Source organism: Sulfitobacter sp., from assembly GCF_039977885.1.
In the GTDB taxonomy this organism is placed as follows: Bacteria; Pseudomonadota; Alphaproteobacteria; order Rhodobacterales; family Rhodobacteraceae; genus Sulfitobacter.
The window spans coordinates 403,030-426,747 of sequence record NZ_JBDWCI010000020.1 but is presented as its reverse complement, the minus strand read 5'-3'; the positions used below and the strand labels follow the sequence as shown (position 1 = coordinate 426,747).

General features: G+C 56.9%; 22 protein-coding genes. 13 read left to right on the top strand and 9 right to left on the bottom strand.

Annotation, left to right across the window (positions count from 1 at the left end):
* Nucleotides 1-33 precede the first annotated feature (33 nt).
* Nucleotides 34-834 carry a methyltransferase domain-containing protein gene (locus ABJM03_RS15735; protein ID WP_348418792.1) on the bottom strand — a complete coding sequence of 267 codons (801 nt, stop codon included), beginning with the start codon at nucleotides 832-834 and terminating at the stop codon, nucleotides 34-36.
* A 26-nt stretch (nucleotides 835-860) separates the two neighbouring features.
* Between ABJM03_RS15735 and ABJM03_RS15730 the strand changes: the two genes are divergently transcribed.
* From ABJM03_RS15730 to ABJM03_RS15715, 4 genes are read left to right on the top strand one after another with little or no spacing between them, the layout of a single operon-like run.
* On the top strand, nucleotides 861-1,592 hold the full coding sequence (locus ABJM03_RS15730) for a ComF family protein (protein ID WP_348419153.1): 732 nt from the start codon (nucleotides 861-863) through the stop codon (nucleotides 1,590-1,592).
* Between the two features lie 35 nt (nucleotides 1,593-1,627).
* Complete coding sequence (grxC, locus tag ABJM03_RS15725; protein ID WP_348418791.1) at nucleotides 1,628-1,885, top strand: glutaredoxin 3; 258 nt, start codon at nucleotides 1,628-1,630, stop codon at nucleotides 1,883-1,885.
* Nucleotides 1,882-2,721, top strand: a complete 840-nt coding sequence (locus ABJM03_RS15720) for a carbon-nitrogen hydrolase family protein (protein ID WP_348418790.1) — start codon at nucleotides 1,882-1,884, stop codon at nucleotides 2,719-2,721. The genes grxC and ABJM03_RS15720 overlap by 4 nt, the downstream gene beginning before the upstream one ends.
* Nucleotides 2,711-3,142 carry a MarR family transcriptional regulator gene (locus ABJM03_RS15715; RefSeq protein WP_348418789.1) on the top strand — a complete coding sequence of 144 codons (432 nt, stop codon included), beginning with the start codon at nucleotides 2,711-2,713 and terminating at the stop codon, nucleotides 3,140-3,142. Before ABJM03_RS15720 ends, ABJM03_RS15715 begins: the two co-directional genes overlap by 11 nt.
* A gap of 3 nt (nucleotides 3,143-3,145) precedes the next feature.
* Here the strand turns inward: ABJM03_RS15715 and ubiG are convergent, their stop codons facing one another.
* Nucleotides 3,146-3,895 carry a bifunctional 2-polyprenyl-6-hydroxyphenol methylase/3-demethylubiquinol 3-O-methyltransferase UbiG gene (gene ubiG / locus ABJM03_RS15710; protein ID WP_348418788.1) on the bottom strand — a complete coding sequence of 250 codons (750 nt, stop codon included), beginning with the start codon at nucleotides 3,893-3,895 and terminating at the stop codon, nucleotides 3,146-3,148.
* Nucleotides 3,896-3,943: 48 nt separating this feature from the next.
* Between ubiG and pip the strand changes: the two genes are divergently transcribed.
* The 6 genes from pip to infB all read left to right on the top strand — a co-directional run bounded on the left by pip (nucleotide 3,944) and on the right by infB (nucleotide 11,175).
* Nucleotides 3,944-4,915 carry a prolyl aminopeptidase gene (gene pip / locus ABJM03_RS15705; RefSeq protein WP_348418787.1) on the top strand — a complete coding sequence of 324 codons (972 nt, stop codon included), beginning with the start codon at nucleotides 3,944-3,946 and terminating at the stop codon, nucleotides 4,913-4,915.
* Nucleotides 4,912-5,742 (top strand): ABC transporter substrate-binding protein, encoded by an 831-nt coding sequence (locus ABJM03_RS15700; RefSeq protein ID WP_348418786.1) that lies wholly within the window; start codon nucleotides 4,912-4,914, stop codon nucleotides 5,740-5,742. Before pip ends, ABJM03_RS15700 begins: the two co-directional genes overlap by 4 nt.
* Before the next feature lie 121 nt (nucleotides 5,743-5,863).
* Nucleotides 5,864-6,442, top strand: coding sequence for a ribosome maturation factor RimP (gene rimP / locus ABJM03_RS15695; protein ID WP_348418785.1), 579 nt, complete (start codon nucleotides 5,864-5,866; stop codon nucleotides 6,440-6,442).
* On the top strand, nucleotides 6,442-8,052 hold the full coding sequence (gene nusA, locus ABJM03_RS15690; protein WP_348418784.1) for a transcription termination factor NusA: 1,611 nt from the start codon (nucleotides 6,442-6,444) through the stop codon (nucleotides 8,050-8,052). The genes rimP and nusA overlap by 1 nt, the downstream gene beginning before the upstream one ends.
* Before the next feature lie 21 nt (nucleotides 8,053-8,073).
* Entirely contained in the window at nucleotides 8,074-8,694 is a 621-nt protein-coding gene (locus ABJM03_RS15685) for an RNA-binding protein (RefSeq protein ID WP_348418783.1), read from the top strand.
* A 9-nt stretch (nucleotides 8,695-8,703) separates the two neighbouring features.
* Nucleotides 8,704-11,175 carry a translation initiation factor IF-2 gene (infB, locus tag ABJM03_RS15680; RefSeq protein WP_348418782.1) on the top strand — a complete coding sequence of 824 codons (2,472 nt, stop codon included), beginning with the start codon at nucleotides 8,704-8,706 and terminating at the stop codon, nucleotides 11,173-11,175.
* A 76-nt stretch (nucleotides 11,176-11,251) separates the two neighbouring features.
* Here the strand turns inward: infB and ABJM03_RS15675 are convergent, their stop codons facing one another.
* The 4 genes from ABJM03_RS15675 to ABJM03_RS15660 form a co-directional block, all read right to left on the bottom strand.
* Complete coding sequence (locus ABJM03_RS15675) at nucleotides 11,252-11,383, bottom strand: hypothetical protein (RefSeq protein WP_348418781.1); 132 nt, start codon at nucleotides 11,381-11,383, stop codon at nucleotides 11,252-11,254.
* A 120-nt stretch (nucleotides 11,384-11,503) separates the two neighbouring features.
* Complete coding sequence (locus ABJM03_RS15670) at nucleotides 11,504-11,902, bottom strand: (deoxy)nucleoside triphosphate pyrophosphohydrolase (RefSeq protein WP_348418780.1); 399 nt, start codon at nucleotides 11,900-11,902, stop codon at nucleotides 11,504-11,506.
* Nucleotides 11,899-13,125, bottom strand: a complete 1,227-nt coding sequence (gene argJ / locus ABJM03_RS15665) for a bifunctional glutamate N-acetyltransferase/amino-acid acetyltransferase ArgJ (protein ID WP_348418779.1) — start codon at nucleotides 13,123-13,125, stop codon at nucleotides 11,899-11,901. Before argJ ends, ABJM03_RS15670 begins: the two co-directional genes overlap by 4 nt.
* Nucleotides 13,126-13,134: 9 nt before the next feature.
* Nucleotides 13,135-13,989, bottom strand: a complete 855-nt coding sequence (locus tag ABJM03_RS15660) for a peptidylprolyl isomerase (protein WP_348418778.1) — start codon at nucleotides 13,987-13,989, stop codon at nucleotides 13,135-13,137.
* A 175-nt stretch (nucleotides 13,990-14,164) separates the two neighbouring features.
* Between ABJM03_RS15660 and secA the strand changes: the two genes are divergently transcribed.
* From secA to ABJM03_RS15645, 3 genes are all read left to right on the top strand, one after another.
* On the top strand, nucleotides 14,165-16,870 hold the full coding sequence (secA, locus tag ABJM03_RS15655) for a preprotein translocase subunit SecA (protein WP_348418777.1): 2,706 nt from the start codon (nucleotides 14,165-14,167) through the stop codon (nucleotides 16,868-16,870).
* A 109-nt stretch (nucleotides 16,871-16,979) separates the two neighbouring features.
* Nucleotides 16,980-18,032, top strand: a complete 1,053-nt coding sequence (locus ABJM03_RS15650) for a hypothetical protein (protein ID WP_348418776.1) — start codon at nucleotides 16,980-16,982, stop codon at nucleotides 18,030-18,032.
* Between the two features lie 17 nt (nucleotides 18,033-18,049).
* Nucleotides 18,050-19,618, top strand: a complete 1,569-nt coding sequence (locus tag ABJM03_RS15645; RefSeq protein ID WP_348418775.1) for a phosphate ABC transporter substrate-binding/OmpA family protein — start codon at nucleotides 18,050-18,052, stop codon at nucleotides 19,616-19,618.
* Here ABJM03_RS15645 and radC read toward each other — a convergent pair.
* The 3 genes from radC to dnaK form a co-directional block, all read right to left on the bottom strand.
* Complete coding sequence (radC, locus tag ABJM03_RS15640) at nucleotides 19,615-20,328, bottom strand: DNA repair protein RadC (RefSeq protein WP_348419152.1); 714 nt, start codon at nucleotides 20,326-20,328, stop codon at nucleotides 19,615-19,617. The genes ABJM03_RS15645 and radC overlap by 4 nt on opposite strands.
* Before the next feature lie 217 nt (nucleotides 20,329-20,545).
* The gene (dnaJ, locus tag ABJM03_RS15635) at nucleotides 20,546-21,706 is read right to left on the bottom strand and encodes a molecular chaperone DnaJ (protein ID WP_348418774.1); all 1,161 of its coding nucleotides are present in this window, start codon (nucleotides 21,704-21,706) and stop codon (nucleotides 20,546-20,548) included.
* Nucleotides 21,707-21,785: 79 nt separating this feature from the next.
* A complete protein-coding gene (gene dnaK / locus ABJM03_RS15630; RefSeq protein ID WP_348418773.1) occupies nucleotides 21,786-23,705 on the bottom strand; it encodes a molecular chaperone DnaK in 1,920 nt (639 codons plus the stop codon).
* Nucleotides 23,706-23,718: the final 13 nt, after the last annotated feature.

The window sequence follows — 23,718 nt, the reverse complement described above, 5'->3', positions numbered from 1 at the left end:
TTGCCCCACCAAATAAGCGTGTATGCCTCGGGGTCAATCGCGGAGCGGTTTTTCTGCAGCGCCAAGTGCGTCTGCAAGCCGTGCTTGGGCAGACCCCGGGCGCAGCGGTTGCGGTTGGGATGCGTCCGGCGCCCAGCCTGTAAGCACTTGCAGCTCGAAACTCGCCCTTAGTTTGCCCTTGGATGTGGCAAAGTGCTGCGCATAGAGTTTTTGCGCCTGCTCAAACACCGCGCGGCGGGTTGGCTTGCGTAGGCGGTTGTTTAGGGCGTTGGTTTCACCCATGGCGCGCAGGTCGTGCATCAAATGCCAGATGTCGCGGTATTCGACCGAAAGTGTCGCAGTATCAGCAACCGGAAGGGCAAAGCTTGCCCGCTGTAGTAGCCCGCCCAGATCACGCAGCTCTGGCAGGGGCGCTATTCGGGGGGACAGGCCGCCGGTCACAGCAATCTCGGCCTCACCCAGCGCGCGACGCAGTTCTTGTAACGTGTCACCGCCAAAGCTGATGGCGATGAACAATCCGTCGGGCTTCAAAGCGCGACGGCATTGGATCAGTTGCCCCACGGGGTCATTCGCCCAATGCAGGCTCATGGTATGCATAACCAGATCGTGGGACGCGGTTTGCAGTGGTAGTGTTTCCACATCGGAAACAGTTAAGGCATCGGGGAATTGCGCAGCCCAAAAATCACGGAAACCCGTAACTACAGCCGGAGCTGTAAACAACTTATTAACCATGCCCAGACGATCCTGAAGCTCCTCCGCGGCGGCGGCGTGCAGGAACATGCCATCAGCGGTGGTACGGGCACGGCGCAGGTGCAGGGATTTGGTGTCGGTCATTGGCATTGTCATAGGGGGTACATAGGCTGGTGCTGGCACAACTTCAAACAGCGGTGTCGCTGATTTATCCGCCGCGCTGCATCACCTGTGGAGATATGGTTGAAAGCGATTTCGGTCTGTGCGGCGCATGTTGGCGCGATACCATCTTTTTGGGCGGTGTCATTTGTGACGGCTGCGGCATCCCGCTGACTCCGGGGGGAGACGGGGATGAACATCATTGCGATGAGTGTATGCAAATCCCCAAGCCATGGGCACAGGGGCGCGCTGCCCTTCTATATAAAGGTACAGGTCGCAAACTGGTGCTTGCGTTAAAGCACGGCGATCGTCAGGAAATGGCACAGCCGGCAGGGCTTTGGATGGCAAACACGGTCCGCGGACGTCTGCCACGCGATACGGTTGTCGTGCCGGTCCCTCTGCATTGGTCGCGCCTTCTCAAGCGCCGGTACAACCAATCTGCATTGCTTGCGCGGGCAGTATCACGACAACTTGATCTGGCGTGGTGCCCCGATGCGCTGCATCGCATCCGGCGCACGGCACCGTTGGGTGGTCTGAGCATACGTGAAAGGGTTAAAACCCTAGAAAACGCTATTGTCCCACATGCCAAACGCGGGGCTTTGTTGCATGGGCGACCGGTGCTGTTGATTGATGATGTTATGACGTCCGGGGCCACCTTAATGGCCTGCACGCAGGCTTGTAAGTTGGCCGGATCGGGACCTGTCCGCGTTCTGACCCTAGCCAGAGCAGGCAAAGAGGCTTAATTCGGTTCTCAGCCCGTGTTGAAAAGGACATAACCATGAAACCCGTCGAACTCTATACCTCGCCCCTGTGTGGCTTTTGCCATTCTGCCAAACGCCTTCTGAAGCAAAAAGGCGTGAAGTTTTCCGAAGTGAACGTATTGGCCCAACCTGGCCGTAAGGCCGAGATGATCAAACGCGCAAATGGGGGCCGTACTGTCCCGCAAATTTTCATCGGTGATACCCATGTGGGTGGTTGTGATGACCTATACGCGCTGGAAAAAGCAGGCCGTCTAGACGCTTTGCTGTCGAAATGAAGTCCGCCCTGCTGCAACTGAACGTGAGCGATGACCCGTTGGCCAATCTGGCGATTACACGGGGTATGCTCGCGCAGGCGGCGGGGCAAGGGGCGCAATTTGTGCTGACCCCTGAAGTTACGAACTGTGTCTCGGTGAATCGTGATCACCAGCGCGCGGTTTTGCACCTTGAGGCGAACGACCCGACGCTTGCTGCGCTGGGTGAGGATGCGGCGACGCTGGGCATTTGGCTTTCGATTGGGTCGCTCGCGCTTAAGACCGAGGACGCAGATGGCCGTTTCGCCAATCGGTCGTTCCTGATTGATCCTCAGGGCGAGATTGTCGCACGCTATGATAAAATCCATATGTTCGATGTGCAGGTGACAGCCACAGAAACGTGGAGAGAATCCGCAGGCTACCGCCCGGGTAATGATGCCGTGATGGTCCGTACGCCGTTCGGCAATATCGGCATGACCATCTGTTATGATGTTCGCTTTCCGGCGCTGTATCAATCGCTGGCCGAGGCGGGGGCAGATATCCTGACCGTGCCTGCGGCGTTTTCACCCGTGACCGGAGCAGCACATTGGCACAGCTTGCTGCGTGCGCGTGCGATCGAAACGGGTTGCTTTGTTATCGCAGCCGCGCAGACGGGCATCCATGCAAGCGCCAAACATAAAACCCGACAGACGTATGGTCATTCGCTTGTTATCTCGCCTTGGGGCGAGGTGATGGTGGACGCAGGCACGCAGGCGGGGATATACCTGTTTGATCTAGATATGACACAAACAGGATCAGCGCGCGCCAAAGTTCCAAGCATGAGCCACAGGCGCGCCTTTAACGAACCACATGAGCGATGACTCCAACACTCTTGCCATAATGCTGTTCAGTGAAATTCTGGGCACCGACCAGATCCTGCGCAACCGCCTGAGCAAGGTATTGCCTAAAGGTATGGAGATTTCACATTTCTCTGTGCTCAATCATCTCGCATGGCGCGATATGGAGCGGACCCCCGCACAGCTTGCCGAGACGTTTCACGTGACGCGCGGTGCGATGACCAACACACTGACAAAATTGGAGTGGGCAGGATATATCCACATCCGGCCCGATTGGGATGATGCGCGGCGCAAGATCGTCAACATCAGCCCCGCAGGCAAACTGGCCCGCGAGACGGCGCTTAATGCGATTGCTCCGATGATTACCAAAGTGGTTGAAGATTTGGGGGAGGACAAAGCCAGAGCGGCTTTGCCCATCCTTCGTGAGCTGCGCAAACAGCTTTAGGCTTTAGGCTTTAGGCTTTACGCTTGCTGTGACGTAATTCACGCTAAGGTCTTTTGCCGACAGGCTCCAGCTCCAGAGCAGGGGGTTAAACACAAACCCTTTGCGGTCCACAGGCGTGAGCCCCGATTCCTCTAGCAGCGTATACAGCTCGTCGGGGGTGATGAATTTGGACCACTCATGCGTGCCCTTGGGCAGCCAGCGCATCACATGTTCGGCCCCGATGATCGCGACAAAATAGGATTTTGGATTGCGGTTGAGCGTGGAGCAAACATGCAACCCGCCGGGGCGCAGCAATTGTTGGCAGGCTGTCAGATAGCTGATGGGGGAAGCGACATGTTCGACCACTTCCATATTCAGGACCACATCGAACTGCTCTCCCGCTTCGGCCAAGGCTTCGGCGGTGGTGTGGCGGTAATCAATCGTGAGGCCGGATTGCTCGGCGTGGATTTGTGCCACGGGAATGTTACCTGCGGCGGCATCCGCACCTACAACCGTCGCGCCCAGTCGTGCCATCGGTTCTGACAACAACCCGCCGCCACAGCCGATATCGAGGATTCGCAAGCCCTCAAACGGCGCAGTCGCCGTGAGATCGCGGTCAAATTCGCCAGCGATTTGCGTGGTGATATAGTCCAACCGACAAGGGTTGAGCATGTGCAGGGGCTTGAACTTACCCTCTGTATCCCACCATTCGGCAGCCATCGCTTCGAATTTTGCGACTTCCTGATCGTCCACAGTGCTTTGATGCGCTTGCATTTCTGTGCTCCTCGTATTCAATGTGCCCTCGTACTATATAGGCTGGTAATGGATAAGACCCCTGATCAAAAGCGCGCAGTGCAGTATCTGTACCCGCCCCTTGACCCGTTTGACCGGCGAATGCTGTCAGTTGGGCAGGGTCACGATGTCTATGTCGAGCAATGCGGAAACCCTGATGGCATCCCTGTTGTTGTGTTGCACGGTGGTCCGGGCGGTGGGTGCAGCCCGTCTATGCGCCGTTACTTCAATCCTGAAAAATACCGGATCATCCTGTTCGATCAGCGCGGTTGCGGGCGCTCAACCCCGCACGCCAGCGTGTCTGACAATACCACATGGCATTTGGTCGCCGACATCGAGCTGATTCGCGAAACGCTTGGTATTGGCCAGTGGGTCGTCTTTGGCGGCAGCTGGGGTGCGACCCTGTCGCTGATTTATGCGCAAACCCACCCCGAGGCCGTGCGTAATATCGTCTTGCGCGGTGTCTTCCTGATGACCCAAGCGGAGCTGGATTGGTTTTATGGCGGCGGCGCGGGCAAGTTCTGGCCTGAAGTCTGGGACAATTTCATTTCGATTGTCCCACAGGATGAACGCGACGATTTTATCAAAGCCTATCACAGTCGGCTTTTCTCGGACGATTTGTCACTACAAACACGCTATGCTCGGGCATGGTCCGGTTGGGAAAACGCGCTGGCGTCGATTTCGTCTACGGGTCAGATGATTGAAGGGCCGGGTGAATATGCGCGTGCTTTTGCTCGGTTGGAGAACCATTATTTCATCAATAACGGATTTCTCGAGTATGACGGTCAAATTCTGGCACAGATGGACCGCATTGCGCATATCCCCGGTGTGATTGTGCAGGGGCGGTATGACATGATCTGTCCGCCGACATCGGCCTATGCCATCGCTAAGGCATGGCCAAAAGGTGTGCTGAAAATGGTCCGCAACGCAGGCCACGCCCTGTCCGAGCCGGGGATCAGCGCCGAGTTGGTGCGCGCCATGGACAGGATCGCCGCCACATGAGCCGCAAACCCCTTGATCGCCGTGCGCTGTTTGCCAGCGGTGCCGCCGCTGCCTTGCTGGCTGCAACGGGCGTCAGCGCGGGACCATTGCCGCGGCGCGGGGGGAAGCTGCGTCTGGCGTTGTCTGGCGCAACCCGGAGTGACGACTGGATGACGGGCGAGGGGCTGTTTATGCAGATCGCGCGCGTTGGGTTGGTGTTTGAAACCCTTACCGAGGTCGCCGCTGACGGCACCTTGCGCGGTGCGCTTGCGACGTCATGGGGCCGCAGCGAAGATGCGCAGGTCTGGACCTTCCAGCTGCGGGAGGGGATTGCATTCCATGATGCGGCACCATTCGGTGCCCGCGATGTCGTGCATAGCCTTGCCGCCTTGGGCGATGTTCAGGCGCTGGGCGCGACGACTGTGCAGATTAGGCTAGAGGCACCTGATGCCGCGCTGCCCTTTACCCTTGCGCAGCAGGCGCATGTTATTCGTCCGGCCCACGCGCCGCAGGCGGGTATTGGCACAGGGCTTTATGCAGTACAGCATTTTGCCGCCGGCCAACAACTTTTGACCCGTCGCCAGGCTTCGCATTGGAAAGACGGTGAGGCAGGGTGGTTCGACACGGTCGAGCTTGTCTCGATCCCCTGTGCAAAGGTGCGGGCACAGGCCGTGGCAGAGTATCTGGTGGACGGTGCCGATATTGCGGATGAAGCAATCCTGAGCGGTTTTGACGATATTGCCGTCTTTGACGGACAGGCGGTTTCGCGCAGTATCGCTATGCCCATGACGTTGGGGCGGGGCGTGTTGGACGACCTGCGCGCACCCCAGCGATGGTGGGGGGCTTGATGTTCTCACACACTACGCGTATATGGACATCAACAGCGGCGCGCTTGGGTCCAAACCAAGCGTCCAACGAACCTGATGTACGGGCCGCGCGCCCGTTTTTTTGTGCCCAAAGGCAACCGAAATGAACAATGATCTGATTGCAAAAGCAGCCATGGATCGCCGTTTGGCGGAGATCATCACCCCTGTCATCGAAGACATGGGGTATGAGCTGGTCCGTGTGCGTCTGATGACCGGCAAGAACGCCACCCTACAGGTGATGGCCGACAAGCCTAACGGCGGCATCGAAGTAGATGACTGCGCCAAGATCAGCACCGCGATCGGTGCGGTGCTGGACGTCGAAGACCCGATCGTCGACGAATACGCGCTTGAAGTGTCCAGCCCCGGTATTGACCGCCCGCTGACACGCCTCAAGGATTTTGCTAACTTCGAAGGCTATGAAGCCAAGCTTGAAACCGACGACCTGATTGATGGCCGTCGCCGTTTTAAAGGTGAATTGGCCGGCGTTGAGGGGAACGAGGTTCTGATCAACATCGAAGAAGGCACCGTTGGCCTGCAATTCGAATGGCTGACCGATGCCAAGCTGGTCCTGACGGACGAGCTGATCAAGGAAATGCTGCGCCAGCGCAAAGCGACAGGTGCAATCGACGAAACCCAATTTGACGAAGTGCAGACGCATCTGTCTGACGAGGGAGAAGACTAATGGCTATTACATCCGCAAACCAGCTTGAGCTTTTGCAAACCGCTGAAGCCGTTGCTCGTGAGAAGATGATTGATCCCGCGCTGGTGATCGAAGCAATGGAAGAATCGCTCGCTCGGGCGGCCAAATCGCGTTACGGCGCGGAAATGGATATCCGCGTGTCCATTGACCGCAAAACTGGTCGCGCGACCTTTACCCGCGTGCGCACAGTTGTCGCCGAGGACGAGCTTGAGAACTATCAGGCGGAATTCACGGTTGAGCAGGCCAAGCAATATATGGCCAACCCTGAAATCGGTCAGGAATTCATCGAAGAAGTCCCGCCGGTAGAGATGGGCCGCATCGCGGCGCAATCGGCCAAGCAGGTGATCTTGCAAAAGGTACGCGAAGCCGAGCGTGATCGTCAGTACGAAGAATTCAAAGACCGCGCCGGTACAATTGTGAACGGTCTGGTCAAGCGTGAAGAATATGGCAACGTCATCGTTGATGTGGGTGCGGGCGAAGCGATCCTGCGCCGCAACGAGAAAATCGGCCGCGAATCATATCGCCCGAACGACCGTATCCGCGTCTACATCAAGGACGTGCGCCGCGAACAGCGCGGCCCGCAGATTTTCCTTTCCCGTACAGCGCCCGAATTCATGGCCGAGCTGTTCAAGATGGAAGTGCCAGAAATCTATGATGGCATCATTGAAATCAAAGCCGTGGCCCGTGACCCCGGTTCGCGCGCAAAGATTGCTGTGATCTCTTATGACGGCTCTATTGATCCTGTGGGTGCCTGCGTTGGTATGCGCGGTAGCCGTGTTCAGGCCGTCGTGAACGAGCTTCAGGGCGAAAAGATCGACATCATTCCATGGAATGAAGATATGCCGACCTTCCTTGTGAACGCGCTGCAACCGGCAGAGGTGTCCAAGGTTGTTCTGGATGAAGAAGCCGGCAAAATCGAAGTTGTCGTGCCCGAAGAGCAGCTGTCGCTGGCCATTGGCCGTCGCGGTCAGAACGTCCGTCTGGCAAGCCAGCTGACTGGTCTGGACATCGACATCATGACAGAAGAGCAAGAGAGCGAACGCCGTCAGGCCGAGTTCGAATTGCGTACCAAACTGTTCATGGACAACCTCGATCTCGATGAATTCTTTGCCCAGCTTCTGGTCGCAGAGGGTTTCACGAACCTCGAAGAAGTTGCCTATGTCGAAGTTGACGAGCTGTTGGTCATTGATGGTGTGGATGAAGGCACCGCCGGTGAGCTTCAGGCCCGTGCACGTGACGTTCTCGAAGCCCAGAACAAAGCCGCACTTGATGCTGCGCGCGCGCTAGGCGCAGAGGATAGCCTGATCGAATTCGAGGGGCTGACCCCGCCAATGATCGAAGCATTGGCCAAGGACGATGTGAAAACTCTCGAAGATTTCGCAACCTGCGCGGATTGGGAACTGGCCGGTGGCTGGACCACCGAAAACGGCGAACGGATCAAAGACGATGGTGTGCTGGAATCCTTCGGCATGACATTGGAAGATGCCCAAGCGATGATTATGACGGCGCGTGTCCTTCTGGGCTGGGTTGATCCTGCAGAACTTGAAGCGGAAGCAGACGACGCTGACGCAGATGAGGAGGCCGAGGCCTGATCGCAGGTCGCGGGGAACTGTATGGGACGCGGTGGCGCATCTAAAGACCGCGAAAGCGGCGCGGAACGCAAGTGCATTGCCACAGGCGAAGTACAACCTAAGTACCGAATGGTACGTTTTGTTGTCGGGCCTGACGGACAAGTTGTGCCTGACATCTTGGGTAAACTGCCCGCACGTGGTATATGGGTAACAGCAAATCGCGCCGCGCTTGAGACTGCTGCGAAAAAAGGTTTGTTTGCACGCAGTGCCAAACAGCCCGTAAAAGTGCCCGAAGATCTGGTTGAACAGGTAGAGGCGCAGTTGGCGCGACGTACGGTTGAGCTTATTTCGATGCAGCGCAAGGCGGGTAAAGCCGTGGCGGGATACGAAAAAGTTAAAACCTGGCTGCAAACCGAAGAGGCTTTGGTGTTGATCCAGGCCGTTGACGGTTCGGGGCGCGGCAAATCGAAACTGAGTACGCCGCATTACGGCCACTATATTGGCTGTCTGACGGCAGATGAATTGGGTTTGGCATTCGGACGCCAAACTGTGATACATGGGGCGCTCGCCTCTGGTGGACTCACTCTACGTGTTGTAGAGGAAGCTCACCGGTTGAACGGCGTGCGCAAAAACGAGGCTGGTATCGACCAGCCGAAAGGATAGACGAGCTAGATGAGCGATAGTGACGGCAGAAAAACATTGGGCCTTGGTGGCTCACGTCCCAGCAACGTAAAGCAAAGCTTTAGCCATGGGCGTACGAAAAACGTTGTGGTCGAGACTAAGCGCAAGCGCGTTGTGGTCCCCAAACCCGGCGGACAAAAACCAACTGGCCCCGGCGCTGGTCCTGTAGGCGATCCATCGCGACGCCCGGCAGGTATCACGGATTCCGAAATGGAACGCCGTTTGAAGGCGGTTCAGGCCGCCAAAGCCCGCGAAGCCGAAGAGGCAGCTGCACGCGAAGCCGAAGAAAAGGCCCGCGCCGCAGACCGTGAGCGCCGCCGCGCTGAAATCGAGGCCAAAGAGGCCGAAGACAAAGCCCGCGAAGAAAGCCTCAAGGCGAAAGCCGAAGAGGAAGAGCGCGCCAAGCGTGAAGCCGTTGCTGCCGCTCAGGCCGCCGCAGCTCCCGCCGCGGAGCCTGCAGCACCGCGCGCTGCACCGAACAAGGCACTTCCTGCCGCGACCCCACGCAAGACCGAGCGTGACCGCGAGGAAACCAACAAGAAAAACCGTCAGGCCGACGATCGTCGCTCTGGTAAGCTGACCGTGAACCAAGCGTTGCGCGGTGGCGAAGGCGGCCGTCAGCGCTCTATGGCGCAGATGAAGCGTAAACAAGACCGTGCGCGTCAAAAGGCGATGGGCGGCAATGTCGAGCGCGAAAAGATCATTCGCGACGTGCAGCTGCCTCCGGCGATTGTTGTGTCCGAACTGGCCGCACGTATGGCTGAAAAGACAGGTGCTGTTGTAAAGGCCCTGATGCAGTCGGGTCTCATGGTTACGCAAAACGAAACGATTGATGCAGACACAGCCGAGCTGATCATCGAAGAGTTTGGCCACAAGGTTGTTCGTGTATCGGACGCCGACGTTGAAGACGTGATCAAGGTCGAAGAAGATGATGAGGCCGATCTGGTTGGTCGTCCTCCTGTCATCACGATTATGGGCCACGTTGACCACGGTAAAACATCCCTGTTGGATGCGATCCGCAACGCAAAAGTTGTGGCAGGTGAGGCAGGCGGCATCACACAGCACATCGGTGCCTATCAGGTGACAACCGATAACGGCGCTGTGCTGTCCTTCCTTGATACACCGGGCCACGCCGCCTTTACCTCCATGCGCTCACGCGGTGCACAGGTGACGGATATCGTTGTTCTGGTTGTTGCGGCGGATGACGCTGTAATGCCCCAAACGATCGAAGCGATTGCCCACGCGAAAGCGGCGCAAGTGCCGATGATTGTTGCGATCAACAAAATCGATAAGCCCTCGGCCGATCCTGACCGCGTGCGTGCAGCTTTGTTGCAGCACGAAGTCATCGTCGAAAAAATGTCGGGTGATGTGCAGGACGTCGAAGTTTCGGCCATCACCGGTCAAGGCCTGGACGAATTGCTCGAAGCGATCGCGCTCCAGTCCGAGATCCTTGAACTGAAAGCAAATCCGAACCGTGCCGCTATTGGTGCCGTGATCGAGGCACAGCTGGACGTGGGCCGCGGTCCTGTTGCGACTGTTCTGGTTCAGAACGGTACACTGCGTCAGGGCGATATCTTTGTTGTGGGTGAGCAGTACGGTAAGGTTCGTGCGCTGATCGACGATCAGGGCAACCGCGTCAAAGAAGCCGGTCCATCTGTTCCGGTTGAGGTTCTGGGTCTGAACGGCACACCCGAAGCGGGTGACGTGTTGAACGTGACCGACACCGAAGCACAGGCGCGCGAAATCGCTGAATACCGTGCCCAGGCAGCCAAAGACAAACGCGCTGCTGCTGGTGCTGCGACCACGTTGGAACAGCTGATGGCGAATGCCAAAGCCGATGAAGACGTGTCCGAACTGCCTATTCTGGTCAAAGCGGACGTGCAGGGTTCTGCCGAAGCGATTGTTCAGGCGATGGAGAAAATCGGCAACGAAGAAGTCCGCGTTCGGGTTCTACACTCTGGCGTTGGTGCGATCACTGAAACCGACGTTGGTTTGGCCGAAGCATCCGGTGCGCCGATCATGGGCTTTAACGTCCGTGCAAATGCCTCTGCCCGTAACACTGCCAACCAGAAAGGTGTCGAGATTCGTTACTACTCGGTCATCTACGATCTGGTGGACGATGTGAAAGCAGCCGCATCTGGCCTGCTCAGCAACGAGATCAAAGAAAACTTCATTGGCTACGCAAGCATCAAAGAAGTCTTCAAGGTTACCGGTGTTGGCAAAGTTGCTGGCTGTCTGGTTACCGAAGGGGTGGCACGCCGCTCTGCCGGTGTGCGTCTGCTGCGCGACAACGTGGTTATCCACGAAGGCACGCTCAAAACCCTCAAGCGCTTCAAGGACGAAGTGCCCGAGGTCCAGTCCGGTCAGGAATGTGGTATGGCCTTCGAGAACTACGAAGACATCCGTCCAAACGACGTGATCGAAATCTTCACCCGCGAAGAAGTCGAACGCACGCTGTCATAAGGCAGGCGGAAAACAATATAAAAAAGGGGACGGTGCGCAAACACCGTCCCCTTTTTCCGTCTTTGATATGCGCTTTCTATTTCTTGGTGATCGGCACGCCGGAAAAGATGGTATTGTCGACCTGAACGGCGATCTTTCCATCTGGCATTGCCCGTACAAATGTTCCTTGAACAGAAACACAAGTTCCAAGCGTAATCGTACGTAGCATAACAATCCTCCCCAGAGTTCTGCTGAATTCAGAATACCTGTAATTGGACAATTATCCAGAACTATCTTGGTGTTTAATTGTGTTTTTATGCGAGTTTGAGAAACAATCTTTCGAAGGTTTTCACAGCCAATCGCGCAGTACCGCAACCAGCGGTATATCAGCGGCAGGCATGGGATAGGCTCCCATCTCCAAGGGCTTTACCCACTTGAGGGTTTGTCCTTCACGAGCTTGGGGTGTCCCCTCCCATTTCCGACAGGCGAAAAGCGGCATCATCAAATGGAAGTTCTCATAGGAATGGCTGGCAAAGGTCAGCGGTGCCAGGCAGGAAGCCCATGTGTTGATCCCCAACTCCTCCTCCAGCTCACGGATGAGCGCGGCTTCGGGGGTCTCGTCCGGTTCGACTTTACCGCCGGGAAATTCCCATAGGCCGGCCATTGATTTCCCTTCAGGCCGCTGTGCGAGTAAAACGCGCCCGTCCACATCAATCAGCGCAACTGCCGAAACAAGAACGATCTTCATGAGCGGTAGTCTGCATTGATGCTGATATAGCCGTGGGTCAGGTCGCAAGTCCAAACCGTAGATTGGCCCTCGCCAATTCCGATATCGACAGAAATGAGGATGTTCTCGCCCTTCATGTGGGCTGCGGCGTCCTCTTCAGAGTAGTGTACGCTTCGCCAGCCATCTTTGGCGACTTCAACATCGCCAAAGCGAATGCTCAACCGATCACGGTCAGCAGCGGCGCCAGATTTCCCGACAGCCATGACCACACGACCCCAGTTCGGATCTTCGCCAGCGATGGCCGTTTTGACCAGTGGAGAGTTCGCAATCGCCATGGCGTGGCATTTCGCGTCGCTATCTGTCGCAGCCCCTGTGACGGTAACTTCGACAAATTTGGTCGCACCTTCCCCATCTCGGACAACCTGATGGGCGAGATCCTGCATGACTTCATGCAGCGCGGTGGCAAAGCCCTCATCGGCGCTGACATCGACGCCGCTGGCACCTGTGGCTGCGACAATCAAACTGTCCGACGTTGAGGTGTCGCTATCTACGGTAATGGCGTTAAAGGTCTTATCATTCAGGCGGGATACCAATGTCTGCAGTGCACCGTGGCTGATTTGCGCATCGGTAAAGATATAGACCAGCATCGTCGCCATATCGGGGGCGATCATGCCGGACCCTTTGGCAATCCCTGCAATCGAGACAGTTTTACCATCGACCTGCACGGTTGTACCGGCCCCTTTGGGGAACGTATCTGTTGTCATGATGGCATCGGCCGCTGCGGCGATGCCATCTAGTTGGAGATCGGCTGCGAGACTGTCCAGAACCGAAATGATCCGGTCATGGGGCAACGGCTCACCGATGACGCCGGTCGAGGATGTAAAGACACGGCTTTGCGGGACGTCGCAGGTTTGCGCGACCGCAGATGTGATCGCCTCGACCGAGGCTGTACCGCCCTTGCCGGTAAAGGCGTTGGAATTGCCCGAGTTCACCAGAATAGCCGCAGGTGCATCGCTGTGCTGTGTGATCTTGGCCTGACAATCCAGTACCGGAGCAGACCGCGTGGCAGAGCGTGTGAATGCTCCTGCCACGACGCTACCCGGTGATAGCGTGGCCAGCATCACATCCGTTCGCCCCTGATATTTCACTCCCGCAGCAGCGGTTGCAAAGCGGACGCCTTCAATTGCCGGCAGGGCCGGAAAACTGGCGGGGGCCAGCGGCGAAACGGCTGTGATATTTGCCATAATTCAGGGTTACTCCAGCGCTGAGATTTGTTTGATTACAGAGGGATCAATACCTTCGGAGGCGCTGCGATCAACCTTGGCGGCTGCGGTCACTTCCTCGATTTTCTCCTGAGCGCGAATCTGGCGGATCTGAAGCTCGATCTGCTCACGTACTTCCTCAAGCGCGGGGGCTTCGGGCACACGTGTTTCGTTGAGCTTGATGACATGCCAGCCGAATTGGGTTTTCACCGGCTCGGAAACCTTTCCCGGTTCCATTGCAACAACCGCTTCTTCGAACTCGGGTACCATGGCACCCGGGCCAAACCAGCCAAGCTGACCGCCATTGGGGCCTGAGGGGCCGGTGGATTTGTCGCGGGCCACCGCAGCAAAATCGGCACCGTCGTTCAATTCTTCGATCACGGCCTGTGCGGCCTCTTCGGTTTCCACCAAAATATGCGAGGCGTTATATTCCGGTGCCTGTTCGGCTCCGCCGTAGTCGGCTTCGTAGGCGGCTTGTACGTCGGCCTCGTCCAGCGGGTCTTCCATGATGCCTTCAATCGCTTCGCCGGCAACTAGTGAACGGCGTTCGTTTTCGAGCTGCAATTCAATGCGCGCAGGCAGATCGCCGGAGTATTGTTGTGCAAGAGCGGTCTGCTGAACCAGCTGATCAAGGATACCTTGAAACAACACATCATCGGGCAACCCCTGATATTGTTCTGGTAGGCTGGCCCATGCCACGATCATGTTACCCAGTGTGATTTCTGTGTCACCAACCGTGGCCACAACGGTGGATGGATCGGCTGTCGCGGTCTCCTGAGCCGTTACAGGCAGGGCAAGCGCGGCTGCAATTGCGGCGGCACCAAGAAAAGTGAGGGGTTTTTGCATTGTTCGTCCTATCATTCCGACGCGAAAGGGCCGGTTACATTGACACGCTACATGGTGGCCCTTACATCGCTGATGGGCGCGGCATGCTGCCACCATTCTCCCCATCTATTTATGGACTGGGTGTTTGCGGGGCAAGCAGATCGCGCGATTGTTTTTAACATCGGCTGGAGATCGCATGCTGGGACTCGGAAAAATCGCAAAAAAGGTTTTTGGCTCACCCAATGATCGCAAGATCAAGGCCGCTCGCTCGCTTGTTGACAAGGTCAACGCGCTTGAGCCTGAGTTTTCCAAACTCAGCGACGAAGAGGTTATAAGCAAAACCCATGAGCTTTCTGAGCGTGCTCTAAAGGGCGAAAGCCTGGATGACCTGCTGCCCGAAGCTTTTGCCAACTGCCGCGAAGGTGCGCGTCGCACGTTGGGCTTGCGGGCCTTTGATACACAATTGCTGGGCGCGATCTTTTTGCATCAGGGCAATGTAGCCGAGCAAAAGACAGGGGAAGGTAAAACCCTCACCGCCACCTTTGCCGCCTATCTGAATGCGTTGACGCATAAGGGTGTGCACGTCGTTACGGTGAACGAATATCTCGTAAAACGTGACGCCGAATGGATGGGTAAGGTTTTCGGTTCATTGGGCCTGACGACCGGTTTCATCTATCCCAACATGACCGACGACGAAAAGCGTGACGCATATAACTGCGATATTACCTACGCGACGAATAACGAACTTGGCTTTGATTACTTGCGCGACAACATGAAGTCCGAGATCAGCCAGATTTTCCAGAAACAGCATAACTTTGCCATTGTGGATGAGGTCGACAGCATCCTGATCGACGAGGCACGTACACCGCTGATCATCTCCGGGCCCTCCGACGACCGCTCTGATATGTATGTCACCATTGATGGCATCATTCCGTTGCTCACGCCCGAACATTATGAGCTGGACGAAAAAACCCGCAATGTGACCTTTACCGACGAGGGTACCGAGTTCCTCGAAGGCCAGTTGCGCGTTCGCGGGCTGCTCGAAGAGGGCATGACCCTGTATGATCCCGAAAGCACGTCGCTTGTGCACCACGTTAACCAAGGCCTGCGTGCGCGGACGCTGTTCGAGAAAGATAAAGACTATATCGTGCGCGATGGCGAAGTTGTCTTGATTGACGAATTCACGGGCCGGATGATGTCGGGTCGCCGTCTTGGGGATGGCCTGCACCAGGCGATCGAGGCCAAAGAGGGTGTCGAGATCAAGCCAGAGAACATTACCTTGGCTTCGGTGACCTTCCAGAACTATTTCCGCCTGTATGACAAGCTTGCCGGTATGACGGGGACTGCCCTGACCGAAGCGGACGAATTCATGGAGATTTACGGCCTTGGTGTGGTTGAGGTTCCCACAAACCTGCCAGTGTCGCGGGTGGATGAGGATGACGCCGTTTACCGTACCGTTGCTGAAAAATACGCGGCGATGATCGAAAAGGCGAAAGAGGCCCACGCCAAAGGTCAGCCCTGTCTGATCGGCACGACCTCTATCGAGAAATCGGAAATGCTCAGCAAAATGCTGGATGCCGAAGGGATCAAACACAAGGTTCTGAACGCGCGCCAGCACGAGCAGGAAGCGCAGATTGTCGGCGATGCTGGCAAACTTGGCGCGGTGACGATCGCCACCAACATGGCGGGGCGCGGCACCGACATTCAGCTGGGCGGTAACGTCGAACTGAAAGTGCTCGAGGCGTTGACGGCCGATCCCGAAGCTGATCCCGTCGCGTTGCGTACACGGATTGAAGCCGAGACTGCCGACGAGAAAAAGAAGGTGCTCGAAGCGGGCGGTCTGTATGTGCTCGCGTCCGAGCGTCATGAAAGCCGCCGCATTGATAACCAGCTGCGCGGTCGCTCTGGCCGTCAGGGTGATCCGGGCCGCTCGTCTTTCTTCCTGTCGCTCGAAGATGATCTGATGCGGATCTTTGGCTCGGAACGGTTGGAAAAAGTGCTGACTTCGTTGGGGCTGAAAGAAGGTGAAGCGATTATTCACCCTTGGGTCAACAAGTCGCTCGAGCGTGCGCAGGCCAAGGTCGAGGGCCGCAACTTTGACATGCGCAAGCAGCTGCTAAAGTTCGATGACGTGATGAACGAACAACGCAAGGTCATCTTTGGCCAGCGCCGTGACATCATGGAAAGTCAGGATTTACACGAAATTACCGAAGACATGCGCCATCAGATGATCGACGATTTGATTGATCAATACATGCCGCCCAATACCTATGCTGATCAATGGGATAGCGAAGGGTTCTATGCTGCTGCCATCGAACAGCTTGGCGTTGATGTGCCTATAATGGCGTGGTGCGAAGAAGACGGTGTGGATGACGAGGTCGTGCGCGAACGCCTGATCGAAGCGACAGATGCGTTGATGGCTGAAAAGACCAAGCTTTTTGGCGAAGAGAATATGCGCAACATCGAAAAGCATTTTCTGCTGCAAACAATCGACGCCAAATGGCGCGAGCATCTGCTCACGCTTGAGCATTTGCGATCTGTTGTCGGGTTCCGGGGCTATGCACAGCGCGATCCGCTGAATGAATATAAAAATGAATCCTTCCAGTTGTTCGAGGGGATGCTCGATAGTCTGCGGGCTGACGTCACGCAGAAACTGTCACGCGTCCAGCCGCCCAGCGAGGAAGAGCAGCAGCGCATGATCCAAGCAATGCAGGCACAGCAACAGGCGGCGGAGGCTGCGATTGCCAACACCGCGGTTGAAAAAGCCGGCGGCCCTCGGGCCACAAATCCTGAGAACGGATTTGATGAAACGGATCAATCAACCTGGGGTAATCCCGGCCGGAACGAGCTGTGCCCCTGTGGCTCAGGTGAGAAGTTCAAACACTGCCATGGCCGCCTCTAAAAATTAAATATGCGTTAAATGTCATAATCTAAGCACGGGGCCGCCCAATTCCGGCCCCGTTTCCGCGCCATCTCTTAACTGAGCTATTTTATAGTATGAGGTGGATAACATGCGTTATCGCAAGGAAATCATGACAGCCGCAGGCACGTTGACCTGCGCCCTCGGGATCGGGTTTTTCATGCAATCCTCGGGGGAAGCGCCGAAAGCCGGTTATGAAGGGGTGGCCCTGACAAACGCCGATGCATCGGTTCTGAATGTGGAAGATGTCGTGCTGACCTCGGCCAGCTTTGATCAGGAGGTCGCGGCCCCCGTAGCGGAGCAGGAGGTTGCGCAACCCACCGCACAGGAAATCGGCACCCCGCAAGAGCAAACACTTCCTTCTCTGCCTCCAGAGGTCGCGCCGGTTCAGACTGCTTCCTTGGATGTGAGCGATAATGTCTTGTCTGATACTGCCGTAGACGATGATACGCTTCTGGCAGATAGCTGCGAAGTCAGTGCAGATGCGCGCCCTATTGCAGCGGCGATGGTCAATTTGACCGTGTCTGCTTCTTGCCTGCCGAACGAACGGGTCACAGTGCACCATGCGGGGCTTTTGTTTGGTCAGGTGACTGATGCTCAGGGGAATTTGGATATCACACTTCCTGCCCTGACACAGGAAGCTGTGTTCATTGTTGCATTCAGCGATGGCGAAGGAGCCGTGGCCCAGACACCCGTTGAAGAGCTGGCCGATTTCGATCGTGTGGCATTGCAGTGGAAAGGCGACACGGGATTTCAACTTCACGCGCTGGAATTCGGTGCTGGATATGACAGCGAAGGTCATGTCTGGGCTGGCGCGCCCGGTGAAATCTCTGCTGCCGTCACCGGTGAAGGCGGGTTTATCTCGGTCTTGGGTGACACGTCTGTCCCCGATGCGCTGATGGCCGAGGTTTATACGTTCCCTGCTGGCGTCAACCGAAGCGCCGGACGCATTCAGCTGAGCGTTGAAGCCGAAGTTGCTGAAAATAACTGCTCGTTGGAGATCGAGGCGCAAACGCTTCAGATGAATAGTGGTAACGATATCACAACCAAAGATTTGACGCTGTCTGTTCCTGATTGTGACGCGAGCGGCAACTTTCTTGTGTTGAATAATCTCTTCGAAGACCTGAAAGTTGCGTCTAGATAACGCAATTTCGAGGTCACATGATCAAAGTGATATGTGCGGCGGTCTTCGCCGCACTTTTCCTTTTTGGAACGACCCTGTCCGTATTGGCACAGGACATCACGCTCACTTCGCGCGATAGCAAGGTTGAGCTTAGCGGCACGCTGCTTGGCTTTGATGGAGAGTTCTACCGGGTTCAAACAGAATATGGTGAGCTGACGCTGGATGGCTCTGGTGTGCTGTGCTCGGGTCCTGCTTGCCCGAACCTACAGGATTTCGTCGCCGAACTTCAGATATCGGGTGCCCCGACTTTGGGTGCCGTCGTGATGCCCGCCTTGATCGAAGCCTTTGCGCAAAAGAACGGCTATGAGGTCGAGCGCGTCGCCGATGAAGACCAGACGATGTTCACCTATCTGATCCGCCGCGGCGAAGACGGGAAGCTGGCAGCGCGGTTTTATTTCCGGGTTACGAACACGGACGAGGGGTTTGCCGATCTTTTGGCGGATGAGGCCGATATCGTCATGGCCCTGCGTGAGATCCGCCCTGACGAGCGTGCCCGCGCGCGCGAAGTCGGGCTGGGTGACATGACGGGCGTAAACCGCAGCCGTGTGCTGGCGCTTGATGCGATTGTGCCGGTGGTGGCCCCCAGCAATCCGGTGCAAGGCATTTCGCCCTCTGATCTGGCTCAGGTCCTGGCGGGTGAAATCACCAATTGGGAGGCTCTGGGCGGGCCTGATGTGCCGATTGATGTGCACCTGCCGAACGATACATCGGGCCTGTCTCAAGCGATCATGGACCAGCTTTTGCTGCCTGACAGCGAGGCCAAGCTGGTAGAGGGGGCGATCCGCCATCCCACGCCTGTCGCCTTGGCACAGGCAGTGGCGGCAGATACGTTTGCATTGGGTGTAACCAGCTATGCGGAGCGCCGGAATACGCAGGCTTTGATGTTGACGGGAAGTTGCGGTTTTTCCATGCAAGCTTCGCGGCGCACAATCAAGACCGAAGACTATCCCCTTACAGCACCGATGTTTTTGTATTTTCCTGCCCGCCGTTTGCCACGTTTGGCGCGGGAGTTTCTGGCCTTTACCCGTGGCTCGGCGGCGCAGATTGTGATCCGGCGTTCGGGGTTTGTGGACCAGACGCCAGAAGAGATTGCTGTGGAGGAGCAGGGGAACCGATTTGCCAATGCGATTGGCAATGCAGGCGTTGAGATTTCGCTGGGGGAATTGCAGCGGATGACGTCGACGCTCACGCCGATGGCGCGGCTTAGTACGTCATTCCGGTTTGAGGCGGGTTCGGTCCGGTTGGATGCGCAGTCGCGGTCGAATGTGCAGCAGTTGGCGCGTGCGCTAGAGGTGGGCAGCTATGATGCGCGGCAGCTTTTGTTTGTGGGCTTCAGTGACGGCGAAGGGCCGGCCGAGGCCAATCGGGACATTGCGTTGCGCCGTGCAGATGCCGTGCGCCGCGCAGTGAGCGAAGCGGCTGTGGCGGCCAATCTGGAGCGCGTCGAGCTGGGGGTGGATGCCTTTGGCGAGGCCATGCCGATGGCTTGCGACGAAAGCGCATGGGGCCGCAGCGCAAACCGCCGTGTAGAGGTCTGGGTCCGCTAAAGATAGCCTTCGGCACGAAAGCTTAACTCACGCGATTTGCCGATAATCAGGTGGTCATGGAGGGTGATATCGAGGGCCTCACATGCCGCGTTCACACGGCGTGTCATGTCGATATCCGATTGCGACGGAGTGGGGTCACCCGAGGGATGATTATGCACTAGAATGAGCGCTGATGCATTGAATTCCAACGCTCTTTTTGCGACCTCGCGAGGGTAGACCGGCACATGGTCCACCGTGCCTTTCGCCTGTTCCTCATCCCCGATCAGGATATTTTTCCGATCTAGGTAGAGCACGCGGAACTGTTCGGTTTCGCGGTGGGCCATGGTGGTGTGGCAGTAGTCTAACAAAGCATCCCAACTGGATAAAACTTGTGTCTGCATCACACGCGATCGGGCCATGCGGTGGGCTGCGGCTTCGACGATTTTGAGTTCGGTTATGACGGCATCGCCGACGCCGGATATGTCGCGCAGGCGGGGTTCGGACGCGGTGAGTACGCGGTTGAAATCGCCGAAACGGTCCATCAGGGCGCGGGCCAATGGCTTTACGTCGCGGCGGGGGATGGCGCGGAAAAGGACCAGTTCCAGCAGTTCGTATTCTGGCATGGCATCCGCGCCACCAGCCATGAAACGGGCCCGCAGGCGTGCGCGGTGGTCGGCGATATATGAGGGCTGTTTGCCGCCGACGGGCGCGGCGGCGGGGGCTTCATCCATGAGAAAGGGAAGGGGTTGTTCGCGCAGGTTGCTCATGGTCAGAGCATGGCGCGGCATCGTTAGCGAAGAGTTAATTCGGCGCAAATTTAAGGAGATGTTAGGAGTCACACAATGTGCACCGGACGTACACAGCACGTGCATACCCGAGCGCGCACAAAAAAGGGCGCGCCGTGTGATGCGGCGCGCCCTTTCTGAGTTGGTGGGTTTGGAAGGGGCGTTACCCTTTCATCGAATCCCAGAAGGATTTGACCGAAGAAAAGAAGCTGCTGCTTTCGGGGTTGTTCTCTTCCGAGAGGTCTTCGAATTCGCGCAGCAATTCTTTTTGCCGTGAGGTGAGGTTCACGGGCGTCTCAACAGCCAGTTCGATGATCATGTCGCCGGTGGCATTGCCACGGACATGGGGCATCCCCTTGCCGCGCAGGCGCATCTGGCGGCCTGATTGGCTGCCTGCGGGGACTTGTACGCGGCCACGGCCCCCGTCGATGGTGGGAACTTCGATGCTGCCACCCAAGGCGGCCTTGCCCATCGTCACGGGAACGCGGCAGAACAGGTTCGGGCCGTCGCGTTCAAACAGCTCGTGTTCTTTTACTTCCATGAAGATGTAGAGATCACCGGCCGGACCGCCGCGCATACCGGCTTCGCCTTCGCCTGCAAGGCGGATGCGTGTGCCTGTCTCGACCCCTGCTGGGATGTTGACGGAGAGTGCGCGGTCTTTTTCTACGCGACCCGCGCCACGGCAGGTTTTGCAGGGGTTCTTGATGATCTGGCCGAGGCCATTACAGGTCGGGCAGCCACGTTCAACGGTAAAGAAACCTTGCTGTGCGCGGACCTTGCCCATGCCCGAGCAGGTGGGGCAGGTTGTTGGTTCGGCACCGCCTTCCGCGCCCGAGCCGCTACATGCGCCACAGGAGACAGAGGTGGGAATGTTGATGGATTTCTGCATCCCGGCAAAGGCTTCTTCAAGGGTGATGCCGAGGTTATAGCGCAGGTCGGAACCGCGTGCGGCACGTCGCCCGCCGCCGCCCTGTTGGCCGCCACGACCGCCCATGAAATCACCGAACAGATCGTCGAACACGTCCGAGAAGGCGGACGAGAAATCGCCCTGACCGCCGCCGCCAAAGCCGCCACCGGGACGACCGCCGCCCATGCCGCCTTCAAAGGCAGCATGACCATAGCGGTCATAGGCTGCTTTTTTGTCAGCATCCTTGAGGACCTCGTAAGCTTCATTCGCCTCTTTGAAGAGGCCTTCGGCTTCGGGGCGGTCTTTGTTGCGGTCCGGGTGCAGCTCTTTCGCTTTGGTGCGATAGCCTTTTTTGATCTCATCGGCGGACGCGCCTTTGGCGACTCCGAGGATCTCGTAATAATCACGTTTTGCCATAGATACAGTCCTTTTCAGGAACGTGAAGGGCCGGCCCGTCTGATCGGACCGGCCCTGTCATTGGTTCCACTAAGCGGATTTACGAGCGTTTGTCGCCATCGAGGTCTTCAAATTCGGCGTCAACGATGTCGTCATCCGCGCCTGCATTGGGGGCCTCATCCGCTGCTGCGGCCATGTCGTCTTCGCCGGCTTCCTGAGCGTTTTTGTAGATCGCTTCACCCAGTTTCATCGCAGCTTCGGTCACGTTCTGGATGCCGGATTTGATTTTCTCGGCGTCTTCTGTTTCCAGCTCGTCCTTGAGCGCGGCGATGGCCAGCTCGATCGCTTCGATGGTGGTCGGATCGACCTTGTCGGAATGCTCTTCCATCGACTTTTCGGTCGAGTGGATCAGGCTTTCCGCTTGGTTTTTCGCTTCGATCAGCGCGCGACGCTCTTTATCCGCGTCGGCGTTGTCTGCTGCGTCCTGAACCATTTTCTCGATATCGGCATCGGACAGACCACCGGAAGCTTGGATGGTGATTTTCTGTTCTTTACCAGTGCCTTTGTCCATCGCGCCAACGGATACGATACCGTTTGCGTCAATGTCGAAGGTCACTTCGATCTGTGGCATGCCGCGTGGGGCAGGCGGGATCGATTCGAGGTTGAAGGCACCGAGGATTTTGTTGTCCGCAGCCATCTCACGCTCACCTTGGAAGCAGCGGATGGTCACTGCGTTCTGGTTGTCTTCCGCGGTCGAGAAGATCTGGCTTTTCTTGGTTGGAATGGTTGTGTTGCGGTCGATCAGGCGCGTGAAAACGCCGCCCAGAGTCTCAATGCCCAGTGAGAGCGGTGTCACGTCGAGCAGAACAACGTCTTTTACGTCGCCTTGCAGAACGCCCGCTTGGATCGCGGCACCAAGAGCAACAACTTCGTCAGGGTTCACACCTTTGTGCGGCTCTTTGCCGAAGAATTTGGTCACTTCTTCGATGACGCGTGGCATGCGGGTCATACCACCAACCAGAACGACTTCGTCGATGTCGGACGCGGACAGGCCCGCATCTTTCAAAGCGGCCTGACATGGTTTCATGGAGGCTTTGATCAGGTCACCCACAAGGGATTCCAGCTTGGCGCGGGTCAGTTTCATAACCATGTGCAGCGGCTGGCCGGTGGAGCCCATGGAGATAAAGGGCTGGTTGATCTCGGTCTGTGTTGCGGAGGACAGCTCGATCTTGGCTTTTTCGGCGGCTTCTTTCAGACGCTGAAGGGCCATCTTGTCTTGGGTCAGGTCGACAGAGTGTTCTTTTTTGAACTCATCCGCGAGGTAGTTGACGATGCGCATGTCAAAGTCTTCACCGCCGAGGAACGTGTCACCGTTGGTGGATTTCACTTCGAACAGGCCATCGTCGATTTCGAGGATGGTTACGTCGAATGTACCGCCGCCAAGGTCATAAACCGCGATGGTTTGTGTGTTTTCTTTATCGAGGCCATACGCCAGCGCGGCTGCTGTTGGCTCGTTGATGATGCGCAGCACTTCGAGGCCAGCGATTTTGCCGGCGTCTTTTGTGGCCTGACGCTGGGCGTCGTTGAAGTATGCAGGCACGGTGATAACCGCTTGGGATACTTCTTCGCCGAGGTAGGATTCGGCGGTTTCTTTCATTTTACCCAAGATGAACGCAGAGATTTGCGAAGGGGAGTATTTCTCACCTTTGGCTTCGACCCATGCGTCGCCATTGCCGCCATCAATCACGTTGAAGGGCAGGTTCTTTTTGTCTTTGGCCAGATCCGGGTCGTCGTTGCGACGGCCGATCAGACGTTTTACACCAAAGACGGTGTTGTCAGGGTTTGTGACGGCCTGGCGTTTTGCCGGCTGGCCTACAAGGCGCTCGTCATCTGTAAACGCGACGATGGAGGGCGTTGTGCGCGCGCCTTCGGCGTTTTCAATCACGCGTGGCTGGCTGCCGTCCATGATTGCGATACAGGAGTTGGTTGTTCCAAGGTCAATACCAATTACTTTGGCCATATTTTCGATCCCT

Coding starts and splice junctions, on each gene's coding strand:
- ABJM03_RS15735 (WP_348418792.1), bottom strand. CDS start 834: ATGACCGACACCAAATCCCTGCACCTGCGCCGTGCCCGTACCACCGCT.
- grxC (WP_348418791.1), top strand. CDS start 1,628: ATGAAACCCGTCGAACTCTATACCTCGCCCCTGTGTGGCTTTTGCCAT.
- ABJM03_RS15720 (WP_348418790.1), top strand. CDS start 1,882: ATGAAGTCCGCCCTGCTGCAACTGAACGTGAGCGATGACCCGTTGGCC.
- ABJM03_RS15715 (WP_348418789.1), top strand. CDS start 2,711: ATGAGCGATGACTCCAACACTCTTGCCATAATGCTGTTCAGTGAAATT.
- ubiG (WP_348418788.1), bottom strand. CDS start 3,895: ATGCAAGCGCATCAAAGCACTGTGGACGATCAGGAAGTCGCAAAATTC.
- pip (WP_348418787.1), top strand. CDS start 3,944: ATGGATAAGACCCCTGATCAAAAGCGCGCAGTGCAGTATCTGTACCCG.
- ABJM03_RS15700 (WP_348418786.1), top strand. CDS start 4,912: ATGAGCCGCAAACCCCTTGATCGCCGTGCGCTGTTTGCCAGCGGTGCC.
- rimP (WP_348418785.1), top strand. CDS start 5,864: ATGAACAATGATCTGATTGCAAAAGCAGCCATGGATCGCCGTTTGGCG.
- nusA (WP_348418784.1), top strand. CDS start 6,442: ATGGCTATTACATCCGCAAACCAGCTTGAGCTTTTGCAAACCGCTGAA.
- ABJM03_RS15685 (WP_348418783.1), top strand. CDS start 8,074: ATGGGACGCGGTGGCGCATCTAAAGACCGCGAAAGCGGCGCGGAACGC.
- infB (WP_348418782.1), top strand. CDS start 8,704: ATGAGCGATAGTGACGGCAGAAAAACATTGGGCCTTGGTGGCTCACGT.
- ABJM03_RS15675 (WP_348418781.1), bottom strand. CDS start 11,383: ATGCTACGTACGATTACGCTTGGAACTTGTGTTTCTGTTCAAGGAACA.
- ABJM03_RS15670 (WP_348418780.1), bottom strand. CDS start 11,902: ATGAAGATCGTTCTTGTTTCGGCAGTTGCGCTGATTGATGTGGACGGG.
- argJ (WP_348418779.1), bottom strand. CDS start 13,125: ATGGCAAATATCACAGCCGTTTCGCCGCTGGCCCCCGCCAGTTTTCCG.
- ABJM03_RS15660 (WP_348418778.1), bottom strand. CDS start 13,989: ATGCAAAAACCCCTCACTTTTCTTGGTGCCGCCGCAATTGCAGCCGCG.
- secA (WP_348418777.1), top strand. CDS start 14,165: ATGCTGGGACTCGGAAAAATCGCAAAAAAGGTTTTTGGCTCACCCAAT.
- ABJM03_RS15650 (WP_348418776.1), top strand. CDS start 16,980: ATGCGTTATCGCAAGGAAATCATGACAGCCGCAGGCACGTTGACCTGC.
- ABJM03_RS15645 (WP_348418775.1), top strand. CDS start 18,050: ATGATCAAAGTGATATGTGCGGCGGTCTTCGCCGCACTTTTCCTTTTT.
- radC (WP_348419152.1), bottom strand. CDS start 20,328: ATGGATGAAGCCCCCGCCGCCGCGCCCGTCGGCGGCAAACAGCCCTCA.
- dnaJ (WP_348418774.1), bottom strand. CDS start 21,706: ATGGCAAAACGTGATTATTACGAGATCCTCGGAGTCGCCAAAGGCGCG.
- dnaK (WP_348418773.1), bottom strand. CDS start 23,705: ATGGCCAAAGTAATTGGTATTGACCTTGGAACAACCAACTCCTGTATC.